This is a genomic window from Arthrobacter sp. 10T425, assembly GCF_056393985.1.
The window spans coordinates 29,506-50,407 of the sequence record NZ_JBFTGZ010000020.1; the positions used below are offsets into that span (position 1 = coordinate 29,506).

Consider the following 20,902-nt stretch of genomic DNA (forward strand, 5'->3'; position numbering starts at 1 on the left):
CCGCTCCAACGATCATCTTCGCTTTCGTTCCTAGCCTCCAAGGAGAACCGCATGAAGCCTGCTCGACCCAAGTCCGCAAGATCCCGATCCCTGGCGATCGGCATGCGGGCCGTCGGCGCCGTGGCCCTGGCCCTCACGCTGGCCTCGTGCACCCTTTTCGGCGGCGGGGGCGGCAACGGGTCCAGTGCGCCGGCATCGGGGACAGCGGGGCAGGCGGACCCGTCAATCGTGGCGGCCGCGCCGGCCGAACTGCGCAGCTACTACTCCCAGCAGGTCGACTGGAAACCGTGTGAAGGCAACTTCCAGTGCGCCAAGATCAAGGTTCCGCTGGACTACAGCAAGCCCGACGGCGAACGCATCGAGCTTGCCGCCATCAAGCTCGCCACGACAGGCGACAAGAAGGGCACCCTGATGGTCAATCCGGGCGGCCCGGGCGGCTCGGGGTACGACTTCGTCAGGGATGCGGCCAACACCAACATTTCGGACAAAGTCCGGTCCGCCTACGACATCGTGGGCTTCGACCCCCGCGGTGTGAAGCGCTCCGCCCCGGTCACGTGCCTCACGGACAAGGAACGCGACGCGTCCCGCGCCAAGACCTACGCCCTGGACACCGACGCCGGACTGGACGAGGCCCTGGCCGACAACAAGGCCATCGCTGCCAAGTGCGTGGAGAAAACCGGGCCGGTGCTGGCCCACATCGACACCTTCAGCGCCGCCAAGGACCTCGACATCCTGCGCGGCGTGGCCAACGACTCAAAGCTGAACTACCTCGGCTACTCCTACGGGACCCTGCTGGGCTCCACCTATGCGTCGCTGTTTCCGGACAATGTGGGCCGGTTGGTCCTCGACGGCGCCATGGACCCGTCGCTGAGCAACGAGGAACTGACCCGCGACCAGGCCGTGGCCTTCGACAAGGCCCTCCACGCCTATGTCGCCAAATGCCAGCAGACGTCCGGATGCCCCCTCACGGGAAGCACCGAGGAAGGCGTCCAGCAGATCCACAACGCCATCAGCGCGGCCGAGGCGAACCCGCTGCCGGCGAAGGACGGACGGAAGGTCTCGGGCTCCACGTTTGTCAGCGGCCTCATCATCCCGCTCTACAACGATGACAACTGGCCGATCCTCACCCGTGCGCTCGCCACCGCCCTGGCCGGCGACGGCACCGGCATGTTGCAACTGGCCGACTTCGGCGCCGACCGCGATCCCAGCGGCACCTACACGTCAAACAGCACCTTCGCCTTCAACGCCATCAACTGCCTGGACTACCCGATGGTGTCCGACACCGCGTCCATGCGGGCCGAGGACCAGAAGCTGCGCCAGCTGTCGCCCACCCTGGGCTACTACTTCGCCTATGGCGGCAGCAACTGCAAGGACTGGCCGTACAAGAACGTCCGGACCCCTGCCCCGATCGAGTACAAGGGCTCGGCCCCGATTGTCGTAGTTGGAACCACCGGCGACCCGGCTACCCCCGTGGAATGGGCCAGTTCGCTGCGCAAGCAGCTTGGGAACGCCTCGCTGCTGACCTGGAAGGGTGAGGGCCACACGGCGTACGGCCGTTCCAACAGCTGCATCGGCAACGCGGTCGATGACTACCTGGTGGACGGAAAGGCCCCGGCGGACAACACGGTCTGCTAGGTCCGTGACGGGGCCGCATGGCGGCTTCGGTCGCTCATTTTGACCCGGACGCCGGGACTCTATTACAGTTGTCTCTTGCATGATCCGCCCGGTTCGCCGGGCATTCATGTGGTTGCTTCCTTAGCTCAGTTGGTAGAGCGTCTCACTCGTAATGAGAAGGTCGCCAGTTCGATTCTGGCAGGAAGCTCGGGAAGAACCCCGTATCACCGTTGACTCAACGGGGATACGGGGTTTTTTATTGGTTGCGGCGGGACGGGGCCGTACGGCGCCGCATAGGGCCAGGGCACACCTATGGCAGAAGAAGGCCCCGCAGCCCACAGGGGCGGCAGGGCCTTCTTGTAGTTCGTGCGGGGTCAGTGGGTGCGACCGGATGCTTATGCGGGGACGTCGAAGCGCTGGCCCTCGGGTTTTGATTCCAGCAGCGTGAAGACGAGGAGAATGATGCCGCCGATAAACGGGATGAGCACGATGAGGTACATCCAGCCGCTGAAGTTCGCGTCGTGGAGGCGACGGACCGTCAGGGCCAGGGACGGGACAATGACTGCCAGGAACCAGACGGCTGCCAGGATCAGCCCGACCATATAGGCGGGGCCGGGGACGCTGGCGCCGTTGGGGCCCAGTTTTGCGCCGGCCGCCCCACCGGCAAGCATGATGACGTTCAAGACGATCGAGACGAGTCCGGAGACGAGCATCCACCACCAGTATTCGCTCCGGCTGGCGCGGCCGGAGAACGTCCCGTACTTCTTGAAGAACCGCGACGCGGCCTCTGGCAGGGAAGCGCCGTAGAGCGGTGCCCAGAGTGGCACGGGCCCGGATCCCTGAGCCGGGTACGCCGCAGCGGCGTACGGGTTCGGCGCCCACCCCGGGTTCTGCCGGGGCTGCTCGCTGGGCCACATCTGCCGGCTGGTGCCTTGCTGAGAATTATGCGGATCTGACATGTGATGCTCCTTCACTGGTGTGGCGGGTGGATCCGGGAGGGTCAGGGGACGTCGGCCGCGGCGGAATCGCTGAAGTGTGGCGCCTGGCTCGGCGGGGGCAGGACATGGGGCTGGGCACGCTCGGCTCCGCGGCGTTGCGCGTTGTGGACCTCGAGGCGGTGACGGCCTGCGATGACGGAGCTTGGGCTGCTGCCGAGTAGCCGGCGCGGTTGTGCCATGGTTCCCCCATTACCGGGCACCCCAGCGGGCCCCCGGCTGTCATGCTACCGGCGTTTTCGTCCCGTGGGCACTATGGCATCCCGGAATGTTTCCGCAGGTCAGGGAGCAGAACGGGCCGACACCTTGGTGTACCGTCCTCAGGGACGGAAGCTGCTCGACGAGACGGAGGTTTGGTCGCGGGTTGGGCGCGGTTTAGGCGGCGCAGACGAAGGTAACCCTCAGAGATGCGGTGCCGCTATTTGCAGGTGGCGAGAATCCCGGCGATGGCGTCGTGCTCGGGACGGGTCATCCACAGTTTGTACTTGGCCTTCACAGCCGTCTGGCGGGCGACGTATTCGCACCGGAACGCCTTGTTGGCCGGGAGCCAGGCATCGGCCGAGGAGTCTGACTTCTGCTGGTTCGCGGGGCCGTCGGCGGACATCAGGTTCAGCGGATCGTTGGCGAGCTGGAGGCGCTGGCCGGCGCTGATCTGCTGGGCGCCGGTCTGCCAGGCCAGCGACAGGGGAATAATGTGGTCGATCTGGACGTCCGCCGAGTTCTCACCACGGGTGAAGGTGATGGTCTTGCCGGTGTATTTGTCGGCAAGCTTGCCGGAGGCGATGACGCAATCCCTGGTCCCGGGCTTGGTCGTCACGTCGGTGAGGTCACGGCGGAGCATGTCGTTGCGCGTGTCGCAGCCGTTGTGGTCCACATCGGACCAGGCGGGACCGAACTGCCCGCGGCTGTACCCGGTCTTTGGGGCCTTGCCCTTCACCGGGATGGACGCCAGCTGGGCTACGGCCGCGGCGGCCTCGCCCGGGTGCGCGGTGCCGGTGCCGGGAGCCTGGGACGCGGCCGCGCTGTGCACGGCGTCAGCGACTTTGGCGCCAACGTGGGCTGCGGCATCACAGCCGGCGAGGGAGCCTGCGAGAAGCAGGCCGGCAAGGACGGTCAGGGACTTGGTGGCGGCGGAGCGGGAGATGTTCATGCCTATCATGAGTGCGGCGAAAATGACCAGATTACCCGCACCCCGTTCCGCGCCCGCGCAGGCCGGAGCATGGAGTCGCTCACGTGCAGCTGTGGCCGCGGCTCCAATCTGCTTCTCGTCAACACGTTGCGCGGTGAGGGCGTCCTTGCGCGGCCGGCTACTTCAGGGTGAGCACCGGGTTCACGGGAGCCTTCAGCGAATCCACCTGCAGGCCTACGGACAGTTTCTGGCCGGCGGCGACCTTGGTGGCCCAGTCCGAGCCGCTGCAGGTCACCGACACCTTGGGGAGTACCGTGCAGCTGATGCCCCAGGAGTTGGCCACCCGGGTGACGTTCGGATCGGGCCAGCTCACGCTCCAACCGGCCGCCGCCCGGAGGCCGGTGACCTCGATATTGGCCACGTAGCCGCCGGTCCATGAACTGCCGAGTTTCCAGACTGCGCTGATCGGCGCGCCCGATGTAGGGGTGGGAGACGGCGAGGGCGTCGGCGTGGCGGTCGGCGATACGGTCGGCGTCGCGGTGGCGGTCGGCGTCGCCGTGGCGGTGGCGGTCGGCGACGGCGACGGCGTGGCGGTTGCGGTCGGCGTCGGGGTGCCGTTCAGGATGGGCGCGAGCGCGGCCAGTTTGGCGGCCTCCGGGGTGCGCCAGTCCGCCTGGACAAGGCCTCCGGTAATGCCGCTGTTCGGGTTGAACGCCCAATACGCGAAGCTCATGGAATTGGTCCCGAGGTAGGAGACGATCTTCTCCATCCACTGCTTGTCCGACGTGGTCTGCAGCGCGGTCCCGAACTCTCCGAGCAGAACCGGGGCGATGCCCTGCTTCTGGATGTAACCCCAGTTGGCATCCCACACGGCCGGCAGGTTGTTGGGGTAGGTGGGGTCGCTGAACCACTTCTGCGCAAACAGCGACGCCGGGTAGTCATGCGGGGAATAGACCACGCGGTTGGGCGTGGCCAGGGTGACCGGCTTGTTCTTGACGTCGGCCAGGCCGCCGCCCCACCAGGTGGAGGTGCCGTTGCCCTGGTTCTCGATGCCCTCAACGATGATCAGCAGGTTGGGGTTGGAGGCCAAGACGGCGTTGCCGCCGCGGGTGGCCGCGGCCTGCCAGTCGGTGGCCGCGGCGCCGCCCCACGTCGCCGCCCCGGCAGGCTCATTGTGAAGGTCGGCGCCGATGACGGTGGGTTCGTTCTTATAGCGGGCGGCGAGCATTTGCCAGTCAGCGATCCACTTCGACTCCGGGTAGGCGGAGGTGTACCAGAGCGGGGACTGGTCGGCCGAGGACGGCCGGTGCCGGTCCAGGATGATCTGCAGGCCGTTGGCCTTCGCGCGGGCGATCACGGTGTCCATCAGGACCAGGGGCGTCTTGCCCTCCAGCGCGTAGGCGCGGTTGGCCCAGTAGTTCAGGTTGCCCTTGATGGATGCCGCTGCCAGGCACTCGTTGGAGAACGGCAGGCGGACGGTGTTGAATCCCATCGATTTGATGTTGGCCAGGGCCTCGTCGATGGTCAGGGTTCCCCAGAGCCCGTGCGGCATGCAGTCGGTGGTTTCCATGCCGAACCAGGACGCGGCCTTGATCGTATACGGGGCGTTGTTCGAGTCCAGGATCCTCGCGCCAGAGGTGTGCAGCCAGCCGGTGGGCGGCGGCGTTGTGGCGGCAGAGGCCAGGGGAAGCGAGGCCGCGGCGACGCCGGTGAGGGCCAGTCCGGCAGCCACAGCGATGCCCAGAAGTGTGGCAGTCCGGCTCGGGCGCCTTCCCCCGGCGTGGAGTGGGGGATTCGAAAACGGTTTCACAGTTCCTCCGTGAGAATGGCGTGCAGGTGCGGCCTGGTTGGTGCGGCTCTTGGCGCGCGGGGCGGCACCGAGGATGAGGGCCCCTTCCGGCGGGTGCCGGTGGGTGCCGTCCGAGCTCATGGGTGTGTTGCCTTTCAGTCCGTCATTGTGGGTCCCCCCGGCCCGCACAATACGGATCGGCTCTCAAAAAGTACCAAGCTGCCGCCCAGAAAGAACCTCTTTGGCCAATATTTCCTTCTGCGCCTCGACCCCGCGACAGGCCCCTGACCTGCGTATTGTCTTTTTCCGGGCCGTCCGTCAGCCTTAGGAAATGGAACGGCCCCGGCGCAGGATGCCAGCCGGCCAGCAATACCCGCCGTCGCGGTCCGGCCAAACCGGGAATTGGCGGCACCGGCTGTGGGGCCCGGTTGTCGGCTTCGGCCTGGTCAGCCTCGCCGCGGACATGGTGTCCGACGGCGCCCGCCCGCTCGGCGGTCCCCTGCTGGCCCAGCTCGGTGCGTCCGCGCTGTTCGTCGGCCTCGTGACCGGCGCCGCCGAAGCCGCGTCCCAGGGACTCCGGCTGGTGTTCGGCCCCTGGGCGGACCGCACCGGGAAGTACTGGACTTTCACGATGGCCGGCTATGTGCTGACGGCGGTGTGCGTCCCGCTGCTGGCATTGACGCCGCTCGCCGGGACCGCCGGGATGGCCCTGGCGGCCGTGCTCATCATCGGAGACAGGGTCGGCAAAGCCGTCCGAAGCCCGGCGAAAACCGTGCTGCTCGCCACCGTCGCCGGGCCGGTTGGCCGGGGCCGCGGCTTCGCCGTCCACAAGTCCCTCGATCTGGCCGGGGCGCTCTTGGGCCCGCTGCTCGTCTCGGCGGTGCTGGTTACCACCGGCTCACTGCCGGCAGCCTTTGCGGTGCTCATCATTCCGGCGGCGGCGGCGCTGGCGATTCTCGTGTGGCTGCGCCGCCGCGTCCGGGATCCCGGCGCGGACAGGCCTGCGGCCGACCCCTCCGACCTGCCGGAGCCGCCCCGCGGGAAACCCGCCGGGCGGCCGCCGTCGGCGCTCTCCAGCGTCTTCATCTTGTTCGGGTTGGCCGGGTTCTTCTGGAGCGCCGGACTGGTCGCCTTCGGCGTCATCTCCTATCACCTGACGGCCGACGTGGCTGTCCCCGTCTCGGTGGTTCCGCTGCTGTACGCCGGCGCCATGGGGGCCGGCGCCGTCGGGGCCCTCGCCAGTGGCGTCCTTTACGACCGCGCCGGGGCGGCCGTGCTCCTGGCACTGCCCGTGATGATTATGGGGGTGCCCGTGCTGGCCCTGGCGCCGAGCGCCGGGCTCGTGCTCGGGGGCGTCCTGGTCTGGGGCGCCGCCACCGGCATCCAGGACTCCACGGTCAAGGCGTTGGTTGCCGATCTGGTGCCCCAACCCCGGCAGGGCACGGCGTACGGGGTGTTCGCGGCGTTCGAGGGCGCCGGCGCCTTGGCCGGCGGCGCCCTGTACGGGTCACTTTACGGCGCACGGCCGGCGCTCATCGCTGCCGTGGCCACACTGCAGGCAACGGCCTTCGTCCTGCTGCTCGTCACGCTGCACCGGGCCCGGCACGCATCACCTGGCCAAGGGCCCGCGGATGGGCTGACTTAGCGCGCCCAGACCGAGGCCGCGCCGGAATGTCCCGTGATGATGCTCTGGTAAATGAAGAAGCCCCCCGCGAGGGCGCCGGCAATCAGGACGGCTCCCCGGACAATCCGGTTGCTCCGAAGGCCGCCAAGGAACGCCAGGCGCCGGCCAAAGGGCTCGTAGGTGACTATCAACATTGCCGCGACCAGGACGAAGAAGATCACGGAAAGCACTTTGAGTACGTCACCTTCCTGGGCGTGCTCGTGGACCACCGCCGACGCCGGACGGACTTTCTCCAACTGCTCGCCTGCCTGCGCGGTCAGGAGTGTTACTGGCACCAGCCCCAGTGACAACACGCCCAGGGGCCAGGCCAAGTAGCCCCACCAGCGCCGTGCCACGGCATAAACGATGGCGGCAAGACCTGCGATGGGCGCTAATACCACTACGGCGTGGACGAGCAGGACATGGGCCGGGAGCCCACCAATTTCGATCAAGTGAAATCTCCTCCAGAACGTGACGGCACCGGGGCTGATGATGGGGCAGCGAACTCGCGGCGGGGCCAGACTCCTATGATTCTTGCATGGGATCGCGGGAACTAGCGGGCATTGCCGGACCGCTCTATGCATTGCCCTACGGGGATTTCGTGGCTGCTAGAACGGCGGCGGCCAAAGACGTCAGTTCCGCGGGCGTCACCGCCGCCGAGCAGCGTGCCCTGGCGGCCGCAGTCCGTGCCCTGCCCAAGCCGTCGGTGGCGGCGTGGGCGGTGAACATGCTGGCGGCGCACAGCCCCGAAATCCTGCGGGAGCTGGCTGTGCTGGGGACGTCGATGCAGGCCGCACAGGATGCCCTGGATGCAGCGGACCTCCGTCGCCTCGCCCAGCAGCGGCGCCAGCTCCTCGGCAGCACGGTGAAGGCGGCACAGGCCTTGGCGGCCCGGCACGGACGGGCCATCAGCGCCGCCGTCGCAACGGAAGTGGAGCAGACCCTGCGGGCCGCCACCGCCGATCCGGGGGCCGCCGCCGCCGTGCAAAGCGGCTGCCTGCTCCGGGCGCTCTCGGCGGACGGGGTCGACGTCGTCGATCTCGCCGGCGCAGTGGCTGTCCCGGGGAGCCATGCGGCGACGGTGCCCGGCACTGGAGCCGCGCCTGGAACGGCCAGCGTCCGCGGGACAGAACCAGCGCCCGGCGCCGGCGGGACAGAACCGGCGGACCGGACCGCACAGCGTGGCACAACTGCCGGCGGAAAGCCGACAACGGAACAACCCCGCCTCCGGGCCGTCGGCACGGCACGGATGACGCCCACGCCGTCGGCGGTGGAACGGGCGCGGGCCGCCCTGGAGTCAGCCGAAGTGGCCGCCGCGGAAGCCGACGAGGAGGCAGGCCGCGCGGCCGCGGAGCTGGCGGAGGTGACGGCGGAAACCACCCTGCTGGCCGACGAGGTGCGCGAGCTCAGGCGGCGTCTGGACGCGGCAGAAGCCGGTCTCAAAACGGCCTGGAAGAATCACGAGCTGGCGACGGCTTTGGCGCAGCAGACGGCACGGGCCGCCGACCGGCAGCGCCGCAAGGAAGTCCTGGCGCGGGAACGGGTGCTGCGGCTCGGCAACACGCCGGAGGAGTGAAGTCTTAGTGTCGGAGGTCAGTCGCACACTGGAATCATGGAGAACAACCAGAATTTCCAGCAGAGTTTCCGCCATGATATCGAGTCAGATTTTGAGGCGGATTTCAACAACGCACAGGACGGCGCACTGTATTTCGCGGTCACCTACCTGGACACCGACTGCGGCCGGATCCGCACCGAGAGCTTCGATGACGCTGCCGCCGCAGACCGCTTCGCCAGCCGCTGCGTTGCGGGCGAAGACGGCTGGGCCGTGGTCGATGCAATTCCGGCGAAAGAGCGCCGGGCCGCCGCCTGACTCCGGGGGCTTTCGGGACCGGCGCCTGTGTCCGGGCCGTCTTCTCCGAGTGCGTGTGATTGGCCGGTCGCGGAAGGCGGGAAGGTCGCGGACGGCGGGAAGGTGCCGGACGCCCGAAGGGCCTCCACCCCGTGCGGGGTGAAGGCCCTGTGCGAACGCCGGCTGGCTGCCGGCGTCTTGGGAGGTGCTTAGGCGAAGTCGGAGACGGCCGGATCCGGTCCGATCCGGCCGGCATCTTCGGCGGAACGGTCCAGTCCGTTGATGGCCTGGATGTCGGTCTCGTCGAGGCTGACGTCCAGGGCCGCGTAGTTCTCGCGGATCCGGGACTCGGTCACCGACTTCGGGATGACCACGTTGCCGATGGCCAGGTGCCAGGCGATGACAACCTGGGCCGGGGTGGCGCCGTGCTTGGCGGCAATCTGGGCAATGACGGGACTCTCGAGGAGCTCGCCGCCCTGGCCCAGCGGCGACCATGCCTGGGTGAGGATGCCCTTGGACGCGTTGAACTCGCGCAGGTCGGCCTGGCTGAAGAACGGGTGCAGTTCGACCTGGTTGATGGCCGGAACCACGCCGGTCTCATCGATCAGGCGCTGCAGGCCCTCCTTGGTGAAGTTGGAGACGCCAATGGTCTTGACCCGGCCCTGCTTCTGGAGCTCGATGAGGGCCTTCCAAGTGTCAACGTATTTGTCCTGCTTGGGCTGCATCCAGTGGATCAGGTACAGGTCCAGGGTCTCGAGGCCGAGCCGGTCCATGGATTCCTCGAACGCCTTCAGGGTGGACTCGTAGCCCTGGTCCGCGTTCCACAGCTTGGTGGTGATGAAAATTTCCTCGGGTTTGAGGCCGGAACGCTCGATGGCGCGGCCTACGCCTGCTTCGTTGCCGTAGATCTTTGCCGTGTCGATGTGGCGGAAGCCGGCCTCGAACGCCTGGACAACCACCTTTTCGGCCACGTCATCTTCAACCTGCCACACGCCGTAGCCAAGCTGGGGGATGGTGTTGCCGTCATTGAAAGTCAGTTCCGGTGAAAAAGTCATATAAGTATCCTGCCAACTCCGGCGCCCTCCGGCCAGCGACAGGGCGCCGCTAAGCTAGGCGCGTAACCGGGAATACCCGGGAATTTCGGGAAATATCGGGAACCCCAGCCATGCCGGGGCGGGCCTGTGCAAGAGACTAATTCGCGTAGCGGCTCAGGCTGGCGTCGGCCCGCCGCCGTCGGCTTCCGCAAGCCGCCGCTCGGCGTCGCGGACCTGTTCCAGCACGGAATCGGCGCGCCGCCGCACCGACGCGGCACCCGCCGGGACCGGCCCCACTGCGAGCCGGAGCATCGCGGCCGCCTCAGCCGTCATGGCCAGGGAGTTGCCGGCCGTCGACAGGGCGCGGTGGACCCCTGCCAGCGGCCCCGGGATATCCAATCCATTGCTGGGAAAGCGCCGCTGGGCCTCCACGCAGACCTGCCGGACCCGGGGCGCGAGCGCGGAGAGCTGATTGGCGATCTCGACGAGCTCGCCGTACAGGGCCTCGTCTTCGACCCCCTCGAGGACCTGGTGGTAGCGGTCAAGTCCGCGGTTGAACCGGTCGTGGGCGCGCCGCCAGAGCCCCTTGCCAAGTTCTGCGTCGTCCCTGCGGCCTTGCCGTGCTGCGCTGAAGAAGCCCAAGGTCGCGCTAAAGGTACTGGCCTGGGCCATGGTCAGGGTCCGCGGGTTCGGGCGGCTCGGGGGACTCCGCGCCGTGACGCGGCGCGGCGGCGCGGACCGGTTCGCCGTTTTCCCCGATGATGACGCCCGGCGCGATCACGGTTCCGGGCGGCAGCTGGCGCAGCTGCATTTGGGCGTAGGTGTGCTCCCTGGCGGCGTGCTGCGCCGCGATGGCCGTCTGGATGCCGTGGAAGAGCCCCTCAAGCCAGCCGACCAGCTGGGCCTGGGCTATCCTCAGTTCCGCGTCGGAAGGGGTGGCGTTCTCCGGAAAGGGGAGGTTGATCCGTTCGAGCTCCTCAACGAGCTCCGGGGCCAGGCCGTCCTCGAGTTCTTTGATGGACCGGTCGTGGATTTCGGCCAGCCGGACGCGGGCCGCGTCGTCCAGGGGCGCGGACTTCACCTCGTCCAGCAACTGCTTGACCATCGTGCCGATCCGCATGACCTTCGCGGGCTGGTCCACGAGGTCCTGAAGTTCGCTGCCCCGGGGCGGCCTGGGCCCGGCACCGGATCCACCGGCGCGGCCGGGCGGCACTGCAGCCGGTGGCGCCAGGGGCGTCCCGGGCAGGGCGTCATCCACGGGTGTGCCTTCGACGGGCACGTCGTCGGCAGTTTGGGCGCTGGGCTGAGTGTCGTGCTGATCGCTCATGGCTTCATACTCTCACGCGCCGGGCGGCCCGGACCCGGCGTCCGCCGGGAGCGGAGGGGCGGCGTCGGACACCGCTGTGCCCCACGCCGCCCTCCCCCGGCCCGGCCGGGCCAGCTGCCCAGCATCAGCCGCTCAACAACACCGGCTCAGCAGCACCAGCTCAACAACACCGGCTCAGCAGCACCGCCTCAACAACACCGCCCCTGCGGGTTGGTGTCCTGCTGGTCGGTCCGGTCACGCCAGAAGTCCCGCTCGGTGAGGGGCGGGCTGGTGTGCCCGGCGGCCTCATGGTGTTCCAGGTACTTCTTGTAGGCATCGGCGCCCAACACTCCGCCGAGGTACGCGGCAAAGCCGCGGACCCCGGCGAGGACCGCGTTCACACCCGACCCCGCATCAGTGGTGCCCGGACTTTTCGAGCCGGTCTCCGGCCGGGAGCTGATTCCATTCGGCCACGAGGTCACGCTCCGCCGCCGTGGGGACAAACCCTGCCGGGGCGAAGACACGGGAGGCCCGGGCGGGGTCTTCGTTCTCGGCGTTGGGGAGCCCCGCGGCCGTGTTCCGCAGGGCCTTGATGGTCGCCATCACCGCCGTGACGATGACGATGATGCTCAGCACCACGAAGATGATCGACAGCCATCCCTGGATCATGGTGTTGCGGACCACGGCCTCCATGGCGGCCTGGGTCTTGGCGGTCCCGAAGGACGTCTTGCCGTCCGCCAGAGCCTTGGCGAAGGCTGCGTTGTTGGCGAAGTAGCCCACCGCCGGAACGGGCGAGAAGATCTTGTAGAAGCTCGCCGTGATGGTCACGACGGCGGCGAACGCCAGCGGCGCCGCCACGATCCACAGGTACTTCGGGGCGGTGCGCTTGGCGGCAATGGCCAGGCAGACCGAGAGGGCGATGGCCGCCAGCAGCTGGTTGGCGATGCCGAACAGCGGGAACAGGGTGTTGATGCCGCCCAGCGGGTCGGTGACGCCCATGATCAGGACCGCGCCCCATGCGGCCACCATGATGGCCGTGCAGAGCCAGGCACCCGGGCGCCAGGAGTGTTCCTTGAACTTCGGGACGAAGTTGCCGATCGAGTCCTGGAGCATGAACCGGGCAACGCGGGTGCCGGCGTCGACGGCCGTGAGGATGAAGAGGGCCTCAAACATGATGGCGAAGTGGTACCAGAAGGCCATCATCGCGGTGCCGCCGATGAACTGCTGCATGATGTGGGCAAGGCCGACGGCGAGGGTGGGCGCGCCGCCCGAACGCGACACGATGCTTTGCTCCCCGACGTCCTTGGCCGTCTGCGCGAGATCACCGGCCGTGATGTTGACGCCGGACAGGCCCAGGCTGTTGACCCACGCGGCCGCGGTCTCGACGGTCCCGCCGGTCAGCGCCACGGGGGCGTTCATCGCGAAGTAGATGCCGCGGTCAATGGAGATTGCGGCCACGAGGGCCATGATGGCCACGAAGGATTCCATGAGCATGCCGCCATAGCCGATCAGGCGCGTCTGGCGCTCCTTCTCGATCAGCTTCGGTGTGGTGCCGGAGGCGATCAGTGCGTGGAACCCGGACAGCGCGCCGCAGGCGATCGTGACGAACAGGAACGGGAACAGGGCGCCGGAGAACACCGGACCGTTGTCCCGGCCGGCGAACTCGCTGAAGGCCGGCACGGTGATTTCGGGGCGGACCACGATGATGGCCAGCGCCAGCATCACAATCACGCCGATCTTCATGAACGTGGAGAGGTAGTCGCGGGGGGCCAGGAGGAGCCAGACGGGCAGGATGGCTGCGATGAAGCCGTAGATGATGAGGCCCCAGGCGATGGTGACCTTGTCCAGGTGGAAGAACGCGGCACCCCATTCGGTGCCCGCCACGGCGCCGCCGCCGATGATGGCGGCCATGAGCAGCACGAAACCGATCAGGGACACCTCCATGACCTTGCCCGGCCGGATGAAGCGCAGGTACACGCCCATGAAGAGGGCGATCGGGATGGTCATGCCCACCGAGAAGACGCCCCAGGGGCTCTCGCCGAGGGCGTTGACAACCACCAGGGCGAGGATGGCGACGATGATCACCATGATGAGCAGGGTTGCGACGAGGGCGGCCGTGCCGCCGATGACGCCGAGTTCCTCGCGGGCCATCTGGCCCAGGGACCGGCCCCCGCGGCGCATGGAGAAGAACAGGACGAGGTAGTCCTGGACGGCGCCGGCAAGGACGACGCCGATGATGATCCAGATCGTGCCGGGCAGGTAGCCCATCTGGGCCGCGATGACCGGGCCCACCAGGGGGCCGGCGCCGGCGATGGCGGCGAAGTGGTGGCCGAAGAGGACGTTGCGGTCCGTCCGGACGTAGTCCTTGCCGTCGGCCTTGTATTCGGCCGGGGTGGCACGGCGGTCGTTGGGCTTGGTCAGGTAACGCTCAATGACCTTGGAGTAGAAGCGGTAGCCGATCAGGTAGGTGCAGACGGAGGCGAACACAAACCAGATGGCATTGACGGTCTCGCCGCGGATGATGGCGAGCATGAACCAGGCGATCCCGCCCAGCAGCGCAATGGCCGCCCACAGCGCGATCTTGGCGGGCGTCCAGGCGCGGTCCGCGGCGTCGCGGACCGACTCATCCACCGACGTCGGCGGGAGGGACGGGTCCGGGACGACCCCGTCGTCGAGTTGCGCGGTGCCACGCGCGCTGCCCTGCGTGAGGTTGTTTGTGCTTTCGCGTTGTGTGCCATCTGGCATTGTGCCCATGTCTCCTCCTTGAGAAACCCAGCTGGGCAGTCCACCGGTACAGAACTGCCCTCCGGCACCCTACCAATGCGGGCGGGTCCCGGTCGGGTCCCTGCGCCCGGCGGTGTGGATTGCGCGACGAGCGGTCGGCCCGGCTACGCCCGGAGGTTGCTGAGCTGCACGAGGCGGGCCTCGCAGAGGTCCAGCCAGCGCACCTCGGCTTCGGTCTGGAAGATGAGGGAATCCAGCACCAGGAGCCTGGCGGTGTCGGCCGGGCGCTGAAGCGCGGCCGTGTCGCGGCGGGACTTGGTGTAGTCCTGCAGCGCGCGGATGGAGACCGTTCGCTGGGCCTGGATGATGGCGCCGACGTCTGTCCCGGGAATTGTGAGGCCGAGGGCGAGCTTGATGGCCAGTTCATTCCGGGGCGGATTCGCGCGGGATACCGGGGCCGTGAACCAGGAGCCGACTTCGGTCCGGCCGGCCGTGGTGATGCTGTAGATGACGTGCCCGTCGCCGTCGCCGCCGTCTTTGCGGACCAGTCCGTCGCGTTCCAGCCGGTCCAGGGTGGTGTAGACCTGTCCGATGTTCAGCGGCCAGGAGGACCCGGTGCGGTCCTCGAATTCGGTCCTGAGCTGGTACCCGTAGCGCGGGCGGTCCTGCAAGAGGGCGAGGAGACTGTGACGGATAGACATGGCGCCCCCCGGAATCGCTAAGTCACGAAATCACACAGCATACACGCGCCCCAAGACGCGTGTATACCGCGTATGGAACCACGCTATCGTCTTTGGTGTCCTTGCCGCAAAACAGCGCATGCCCCGCACGGAATAAGTCGGCCCGGACCTGCGGTTTCAGGCCGGATCCGGCACCCCGCTACATGACCAGCAGGACCTTGCCCACGTGGTCGCCGGAGTCGAAGTAGGTGTGTGCGGCGGCGACCTGGTCCAGCGGGAAGCTCTTGGCCACGAGGGGCCGGATCCTGCCGTCGGTCAGCATCGGCCACACGGCGTCGCGGACGGCGTTCATGATCACGGTCTTTTCCTCGACCGGGCGGGGACGCAGCGCGGTGGCGATGATGGCGGCCCGTTTCTGCAGCAGCTGGCCAAGGTCCAGTTCCGCCCTTGCGCCGCCCTGCAGCCCGATCACCACGAGGCGTCCGTAGTCGGCGAGAGCATCGATGTTCTGCTCGAGGTATTTGGCCCCGACGACGTCGAGGATGACGTCCGCGCCCTTTCCGCCGTTTTGCGCGCGCAGGCTCGCCGGGAAGTCTTCCTCCGCGTAGTTGATGGCGATGTCCGCCCCGAGGAAGGCTTTGGCGGTGCCGACTTTTTCCGCGTTCCCGGCCGTCGTGGCCACGCGGGCGCCAACGGCCTTGGCCAGCTGGATGGCCATGGTGCCGATACCGCCTGTGGCTCCGTGGATGAGGACAGTTTCGCCCGGCTGCAGCTGCGCCGTCATGATCAGGTTGGAATAGACCGTCGCCGCGACCTCGGGCAGCGACGCCGCTGTGACCAGATCCACGCCGTCGGGGATCCTCAGGACCTGCCCCGCGGGCACGGCCACCTGCTGGGCGTAGCCGCCGCCGGCGAGCAGCGCCACCACCTTGTCCCCCACGGAAAACGCCTTGGTCACGCCCGGACCGAAGCCTGCGATCCGGCCGGAGACCTCCAGCCCGGGGATCTCGGAGGCGCCTGGGGGCGGCGGGTAGAAGCCCTTGCGCTGCTGGACATCGGCACGGTTAAGGCCCGCGGCCACGACGTCGATCAGCACCTCCCCGGGGCCGGCCACCGGGGCCTGAACCTCACGGACTTCCAGGACCTCGGGTCCGCCGGGCTCTGATATATAGACAGCCTTCATGGAGCACTCCCGATTCCTAACTGGCTCCGCGCACGTTCGCCGCGATCGCCAGGTCCGATCAACATCACTCCCCAGAATATGGCGGGGAGCTGCACGCGTCCGCAAGCGCACCGTGTTTTTGGTTTTTGTGGCAGCCGACTGCCTATGAAAGACTACTCGTTAGGGAAGGTTGTCCGAGCGGCCGATGGAGCTGGTCTTGAAAACCAGTGTGCGGTGACCCCGTACCAAGAGTTCGAATCTCTTACCTTCCGCGGGAGCGCAGATCTTGCGCGGTTCAGAGGCCGGCCCGGGGCGATCGAAAGATCGTTCCGGGCCGGCCTTACTCGTCTCCGCCCCGGAGTGAAACTCCTGACCGGCCCAAGAATCATCTGCTGTCAGTGTTGGCCGTGTTGGCGGCCAACTGGCAGCCCAAGGTAACGGTTCAGCACCGTCTTTCAGACCTGACAATAACTTCCGGCCGCATACCTGATACTGAGGTCTCGAGCGGGATAATCACCCCGCCGTCGCAAATATTGGGGGAGCAATAAGTGGGTCTCAACCGCACCGGGTTTTACGCGCATGTCACAATGGCGGGCATTGCTCTCAGCCTCGTCCTTGCCGGATGTGCATCACGGCCAGGAACTGATCCTGCCGCTGCCGCTCCGCGCTCGACCACCGGGTCCACGGCTGGGGCCGCGCCGACCGTGACGGCCACACCAACCGCCACTCCAGCACCGGTGGCGCCGACCGCCAGCGCGGCACCCCCGGTGGCGGCGCCTGCCCCGTCAGCGAAGCCTGCAGCACCTGCGCGGAAGACGTTCACTTTCCCGGATGGCCACATTTCCTTCACGTATCCGTCGACCTGGACCGTGCGCACGGTCCTCCCGCCTGCCCGAACCGTCCCGGGAGTTGAAGCGATCGTTTCCGACGGTGCCGGCAACGATCTGCTCTCACTACAAAATGGCTTTACCACTGGTTGCGCAGCTGCGCCCACCTCCCGCGAAGTGTTCGATAAGGTGCAGGCTCCGGGAATGACCGCACCGGACGGCACTAAACCCGTTTTTGGGTTCGCCGTGGAATCCTCTTCGACCCGCGATTTTTACGGAATGGGTCTCCGCGACCCTCGATACCTGGAGCAGGGCAATGGCGTCACCTCCAGCTGCGGGCTCCTCGCCACGGGGAACGGCGGGCTCACCACGAGTGTTCTTTTCAACAACCCCGCGTTCCCGACCCGGGCCGCCGCTAAGGCCTGGATGGCAACAGACCAATACGCCCAGCTCAAGGCGCTGCTCGTCAGCCTGAACTACGTCTAAGGCAACTCCGGCGCCGGGTAACACGCTCTCTGGCGGCACGGAACTTTCCCTCCTTCAGCTGGTTGCCCGGCGCCGTTCGATCGTGGCGTCGTCGCTTGCACTCCAGCTGGCGAGGAGGTGCAGCCGTTCCGCTGAGGGCGAGCCCGGCTCGGCGGTGTAGACCAAGAGGACCAGGCCCGGTTCCGCGGTGATCGCCAGTTCCTCGTAGGCCAGCGTGAGTTCGCCGGCCACGGGGTGGTGAAAGCGTTTCGTGCCGGACCCGTGAGTCCGCACATTATGGGCGCCCCACAGTGTCCGAAACGTCTCACTGCGGGTCGACAGTTCGCCGACCAGGTCCTGCATGGTGCGGTCGTGTGGGTCGCGGCCGGCTTCAGCGCGCATGATGCCGACGCACATTTCGCCGAACAAGTCCCAGTCGGGGTAGAAGTCGCGCGAGGCGGGGTCGAGGAACTGGAACCGCGCCAAGTTAGGGGTGCGGCCGCCGTCCCCGATCACCGGAGAGTAGAACGCCCGGCCCAACGCGTTCGTCGCGAGCAGGTTCTGGTACGGGTCGCGAACGAATGCGACGCCCTCGGTGATCGCTTCCAGCGCCCACTGCAGGCTCAGACGCGCCCCTGCCTGGACGGTCGCGCGCCTGCGCGACCGTCCAGAGGTCGGGATGCCGTCTGCGGCGCGGGCCAGATCGAACAAGTGGGCACGCTCGGTGTCATCAAGCCGGAGGGCCCGGGAGATGGATTCGAGCACGGACGAGGACGCACCGGCGATGGAACCGCGCTCCAGCTTGGCGTAGTACTCCACGCTGACGTCGGCGAGGACCGCAACCTCGCTGCGCCTCAATCCGGCCACCCGTCGGTTCGAGCCTGCCGCAAGGCCCGCTTCTTCCGGCGTCAGTCGTGCACGGCGCGACATCAGGAACTCACGCACTTCACCCCGGTTATCCATGCATCAAGGGTAAATCGCTGCGGCCGAACAAGGGGTTCCCTCCCGGTACACGTCTCACCGGGGACTCCCCCGCCCGCGGAAATCGGGCTTGACTGGCCAGAGGGTTGAGCAGTGCTTCGCGGCCTGCGGAACGGTCGACGACGTCGGGCGAGGCGCCGCTTCCGGTGGCTAGGCAGCCACGCGTGACCAACCCCAACGCTGAGGCATTACCGCCACCCATGAAAGGACCCGCATGACGACCGCCCCCACCCGAACACCGGCACAGGAAGCCAGTGCCTTGGTCGACGCCACACCAGAGGGCAGCGCACAAGAAAACAGAGAACAAGAAGACAACGCACAGCAAAGACTGCCCCTGACCGCACTCGTGGTCCTGGCCGCCATGGGATTTATCCTCGTCGCCACCGAGACGATGCCCGCCGGCCTGCTTCCTGTCATTGCCGCCGGCCTCCACACCGGCGAAGGTACGGTGGGTCTGCTGGTCAGCGCGTACGCCCTCGGAACGGTCGTCGTCACCATCCCCGCGATCATGCTGACGCGTGGCATGCGACGAAAGCCGCTGCTGCTCGGCGGTATCGCCGGTCTCGTGCTTGCCACCACGGTCACCGCAGTCTCACCTGATGTGACGTTGTCACTCGTGTCACGATTCTTTGCGGGCGCGTTCTCGGGAATCATCTGGGGAATGCTCGCCGCTTACGGGCGCCGCATCAGCCCGCCCCGGCACGCAGGGTTGTCCTTGGCCATCGTGTCCACCGGGGCGCCCCTCGGATTCGCGTTCGGCACCCCACTCGGCGCCTGGATCGGAACAGCTTTCGATTGGCGCTGGTCCTTCGGTGCCCTGTCCGTCCTCGGGGGCATCGTGGCTGCGCTGGTCCTGGGATGCGTCCCCGACGCCGCCGGCCAACCGCGGGCGTCACGGCTCCCCCTGGGCCGGGTGTTCAAGATCCCCGGCGTCGCCGTCATCCTGGCCGTCACCGTCGCCTGGATGCTCGCCCACAGCACCATCTACACCTACATCGCCCCCTACCTCCGGGCCACCGGCACCGGCCTCTCCGCCAGCCTGGTCCTGCTGGTCTACGGCATCGCGTCCGTCGTCGGGGTCGCCGTCACCGGTGCGCTGCTGGACCGCCACCCGTGGCCCCTCCTTCACCTCAGCGTCACCGTGTTCGTCGCTTCCGGACTCATTCTGCTGATCGGACATGCATCGGCAATGGCCATCCTGATCGCCGCCGCGCTCTGGGGCCTCACCTTCGGCGGCGCATCAGCCCAGGTCCAGGGACCACTCACCACCGCCGGAGGCGACAACGCCGACGTCGCCAATGCATTCCTCCCGGTCGCCTTCAACCTGGCTATCTTCGGCGCGGGCATTCTCGGCGCGCTTCTCCTGACCCCATTCGACGGGCTGGTGCTCCCGGTCGTCATGATCGCCCTCGGCATCACCGCCCTGCTGCTCACCCTGTACGGCCGACGCTCGGCATTCCCGCGCCGGCTCTGACTGGCTATGCATTGAAACTGTCCGTGCCCCGTCATAGTCTCTCTGTGTCTCCACCACCCGATCTCCACACAAACCAGAGTCCGGCGGCCGCACGTCAACGGCCGCCACAGAGAGCAGGAGCCTCCATGCCCACACCCGAGCACTCCAACGGCGCACCATGTTGGATCGACCTCATGACATCCGATGCCGAGAAGGCCAAGTCGTTCTACGGTGCGCTGTTCGGTTGGACGTACCAGACCGGCGACGAAGCAAAATACGGCGGCTACATCACCGCCTGGAAGGACGGCAAGTCCGTCGCCGGCCTGATGCAGAAGCAGGAGGATCAGGCCGCGTGGCCGGACATGTGGTCCACGTACCTGCGCTCGGAGGACGCCGCCGCCACCGTCAAGGCGGCAACGGAACACGGCGGCCAGGTCTACATGCCGCCCATGGACGTCCCCGAACAGGGCAGCATGGCGATGATCGCCGACGCCACGGGCGCGTCGGTCGGCGTGTGGCAGCCGGCTGAGATGAAGGGCTATGAACTGGCGGCCGAGCCCGGCGCCCCGGCGTGGCACGAGCTCCACGCCAAGGACTACGCCGCCGCCGTCAAGTTCTACCAGGACGTGTTCGGCTGGGACACCGACGTCATGAGCGACACCCCGGAGTTCCGCTACACCACCCTGGGCGCGGGCCCGGCGGCCAAGGCCGGGATCATGGACGCGTCTGCCTACCTTCCCGCCGAGGTCCCGTCCAACTGGCAGGTTTACTTCGCCGTGGAAGACGCCGACGCCTCCATCGAGACGGCAGTGTCCCTCGGCGCCAAGGTCATCGACGGGCCGGACAACACCCCGTTCGGCAGGCTCGCCACACTGACCGACCCCACGGGCGCGATGTTCAAGATCGTGGCTGACACCGGACAGGGCGGGCAGTCCGCCACGGACGCCTAACCGGCCAGGACACCAGAGCTCTTCCCACCTAATTACAAAAATTGTTGTAGGAAATACCGGCCAGAGCCTTCCCCGAGGGCTACTGGCCGGTATTCTGCTGTGGAGCGTCCGGTGGAGGCACCCGGACACCGCTCACCCGTATCACCAGTCACCATCGCCCGGGGCTTTCGAGCCGCTCCGGGAAGGCTGCGGCGCGTCCCGCTGGGGGGCGTCCCGCCGAATGCACGTTTAGTCCATACGTTGTTCATTCACCCCTGTTTGGATGGGCCCGGCACGACTTG

Annotated in this window: 20 protein-coding genes and 2 tRNA genes; 9 read left to right on the forward strand and 13 right to left on the reverse strand. The window is 67.5% G+C overall.

Annotation, left to right across the window (positions count from 1 at the left end):
* Positions 1–51 precede the first annotated feature (51 nt).
* Positions 52–1,635 (forward strand): alpha/beta hydrolase, encoded by a 1,584-nt coding sequence (locus AC1DDH_RS18825; RefSeq protein ID WP_476870943.1) that lies wholly within the window; start codon positions 52–54, stop codon positions 1,633–1,635.
* Between the two features lie 114 nt (positions 1,636–1,749).
* A tRNA-Thr gene (locus AC1DDH_RS18830) sits at positions 1,750–1,822 on the forward strand.
* Positions 1,823–2,009: 187 nt separating this feature from the next.
* On the opposite strand, the gene AC1DDH_RS18835 is transcribed toward AC1DDH_RS18830, so the two are convergent.
* The 4 genes from AC1DDH_RS18835 to AC1DDH_RS18850 all read right to left on the reverse strand — a co-directional run bounded on the left by AC1DDH_RS18835 (position 2,010) and on the right by AC1DDH_RS18850 (position 5,470).
* A complete protein-coding gene (locus tag AC1DDH_RS18835) occupies positions 2,010–2,573 on the reverse strand; it encodes a DUF805 domain-containing protein (protein WP_476857930.1) in 564 nt (187 codons plus the stop codon).
* Positions 2,574–2,614: 41 nt separating this feature from the next.
* Positions 2,615–2,791, reverse strand: coding sequence for a hypothetical protein (locus tag AC1DDH_RS18840; protein WP_476857931.1), 177 nt, complete (start codon positions 2,789–2,791; stop codon positions 2,615–2,617).
* A 236-nt stretch (positions 2,792–3,027) separates the two neighbouring features.
* A complete protein-coding gene (locus AC1DDH_RS18845) occupies positions 3,028–3,768 on the reverse strand; it encodes an HNH endonuclease family protein (protein WP_476931289.1) in 741 nt (246 codons plus the stop codon).
* 148 nt (positions 3,769–3,916) lie between these two features.
* Positions 3,917–5,470, reverse strand: a complete 1,554-nt coding sequence (locus AC1DDH_RS18850) for a cellulase family glycosylhydrolase (protein ID WP_476956052.1) — start codon at positions 5,468–5,470, stop codon at positions 3,917–3,919.
* A gap of 388 nt (positions 5,471–5,858) precedes the next feature.
* Between AC1DDH_RS18850 and AC1DDH_RS18855 the strand changes: the two genes are divergently transcribed.
* Positions 5,859–7,172 (forward strand): MFS transporter, encoded by a 1,314-nt coding sequence (locus tag AC1DDH_RS18855; protein WP_476956053.1) that lies wholly within the window; start codon positions 5,859–5,861, stop codon positions 7,170–7,172.
* Here the strand turns inward: AC1DDH_RS18855 and AC1DDH_RS18860 are convergent.
* Complete coding sequence (locus AC1DDH_RS18860; protein ID WP_476857935.1) at positions 7,169–7,642, reverse strand: hypothetical protein; 474 nt, start codon at positions 7,640–7,642, stop codon at positions 7,169–7,171. The genes AC1DDH_RS18855 and AC1DDH_RS18860 overlap by 4 nt on opposite strands.
* Before the next feature lie 86 nt (positions 7,643–7,728).
* Between AC1DDH_RS18860 and AC1DDH_RS18865 the strand changes: the two genes are divergently transcribed.
* Both AC1DDH_RS18865 and AC1DDH_RS18870 read left to right on the forward strand, forming a co-directional pair.
* Positions 7,729–8,766, forward strand: a complete 1,038-nt coding sequence (locus AC1DDH_RS18865) for a hypothetical protein (protein ID WP_476956054.1) — start codon at positions 7,729–7,731, stop codon at positions 8,764–8,766.
* Between the two features lie 36 nt (positions 8,767–8,802).
* Positions 8,803–9,060, forward strand: a complete 258-nt coding sequence (locus AC1DDH_RS18870; RefSeq protein ID WP_476870949.1) for a hypothetical protein — start codon at positions 8,803–8,805, stop codon at positions 9,058–9,060.
* 188 nt (positions 9,061–9,248) lie between these two features.
* On the opposite strand, the gene AC1DDH_RS18875 is transcribed toward AC1DDH_RS18870, so the two are convergent.
* From AC1DDH_RS18875 to AC1DDH_RS18905, 7 genes are all read right to left on the reverse strand, one after another.
* Complete coding sequence (locus AC1DDH_RS18875; RefSeq protein WP_476956055.1) at positions 9,249–10,094, reverse strand: aldo/keto reductase; 846 nt, start codon at positions 10,092–10,094, stop codon at positions 9,249–9,251.
* Between the two features lie 153 nt (positions 10,095–10,247).
* On the reverse strand, positions 10,248–10,715 hold the full coding sequence (locus AC1DDH_RS18880) for a hypothetical protein (protein ID WP_476857952.1): 468 nt from the start codon (positions 10,713–10,715) through the stop codon (positions 10,248–10,250).
* Positions 10,716–10,722: 7 nt separating this feature from the next.
* The gene (locus tag AC1DDH_RS18885; protein WP_476850601.1) at positions 10,723–11,400 is read right to left on the reverse strand and encodes a bacterial proteasome activator family protein; all 678 of its coding nucleotides are present in this window, start codon (positions 11,398–11,400) and stop codon (positions 10,723–10,725) included.
* A 188-nt stretch (positions 11,401–11,588) separates the two neighbouring features.
* Positions 11,589–11,780, reverse strand: a complete 192-nt coding sequence (locus AC1DDH_RS18890; protein ID WP_476956056.1) for a YbdD/YjiX family protein — start codon at positions 11,778–11,780, stop codon at positions 11,589–11,591.
* Positions 11,781–11,793: 13 nt separating this feature from the next.
* Complete coding sequence (locus tag AC1DDH_RS18895; RefSeq protein ID WP_476956057.1) at positions 11,794–14,133, reverse strand: carbon starvation CstA family protein; 2,340 nt, start codon at positions 14,131–14,133, stop codon at positions 11,794–11,796.
* Between the two features lie 134 nt (positions 14,134–14,267).
* On the reverse strand, positions 14,268–14,804 hold the full coding sequence (locus AC1DDH_RS18900) for a PadR family transcriptional regulator (protein WP_223914389.1): 537 nt from the start codon (positions 14,802–14,804) through the stop codon (positions 14,268–14,270).
* A 178-nt stretch (positions 14,805–14,982) separates the two neighbouring features.
* Entirely contained in the window at positions 14,983–15,966 is a 984-nt protein-coding gene (locus tag AC1DDH_RS18905; RefSeq protein WP_476956058.1) for an NAD(P)H-quinone oxidoreductase, read from the reverse strand.
* A gap of 163 nt (positions 15,967–16,129) precedes the next feature.
* Here AC1DDH_RS18905 and AC1DDH_RS18910 point away from each other — a divergent pair.
* Both AC1DDH_RS18910 and AC1DDH_RS18915 read left to right on the forward strand, forming a co-directional pair.
* A tRNA-Ser gene (locus AC1DDH_RS18910) sits at positions 16,130–16,217 on the forward strand.
* Between the two features lie 759 nt (positions 16,218–16,976).
* Positions 16,977–17,258, forward strand: a complete 282-nt coding sequence (locus tag AC1DDH_RS18915; RefSeq protein ID WP_476956059.1) for a hypothetical protein — start codon at positions 16,977–16,979, stop codon at positions 17,256–17,258.
* Positions 17,259–17,312: 54 nt separating this feature from the next.
* Here the strand turns inward: AC1DDH_RS18915 and AC1DDH_RS18920 are convergent, their stop codons facing one another.
* Positions 17,313–18,200 (reverse strand): helix-turn-helix transcriptional regulator, encoded by an 888-nt coding sequence (locus AC1DDH_RS18920; RefSeq protein WP_476956060.1) that lies wholly within the window; start codon positions 18,198–18,200, stop codon positions 17,313–17,315.
* Between the two features lie 232 nt (positions 18,201–18,432).
* On the opposite strand from AC1DDH_RS18920, the gene AC1DDH_RS18925 reads away from it, so the two are divergent.
* Positions 18,433–19,692 carry an MFS transporter gene (locus AC1DDH_RS18925; protein WP_476956061.1) on the forward strand — a complete coding sequence of 420 codons (1,260 nt, stop codon included), beginning with the start codon at positions 18,433–18,435 and terminating at the stop codon, positions 19,690–19,692.
* Positions 19,693–19,817: 125 nt separating this feature from the next.
* On the forward strand, positions 19,818–20,621 hold the full coding sequence (locus AC1DDH_RS18930) for a VOC family protein (protein ID WP_230009777.1): 804 nt from the start codon (positions 19,818–19,820) through the stop codon (positions 20,619–20,621).
* Positions 20,622–20,902: the final 281 nt, after the last annotated feature.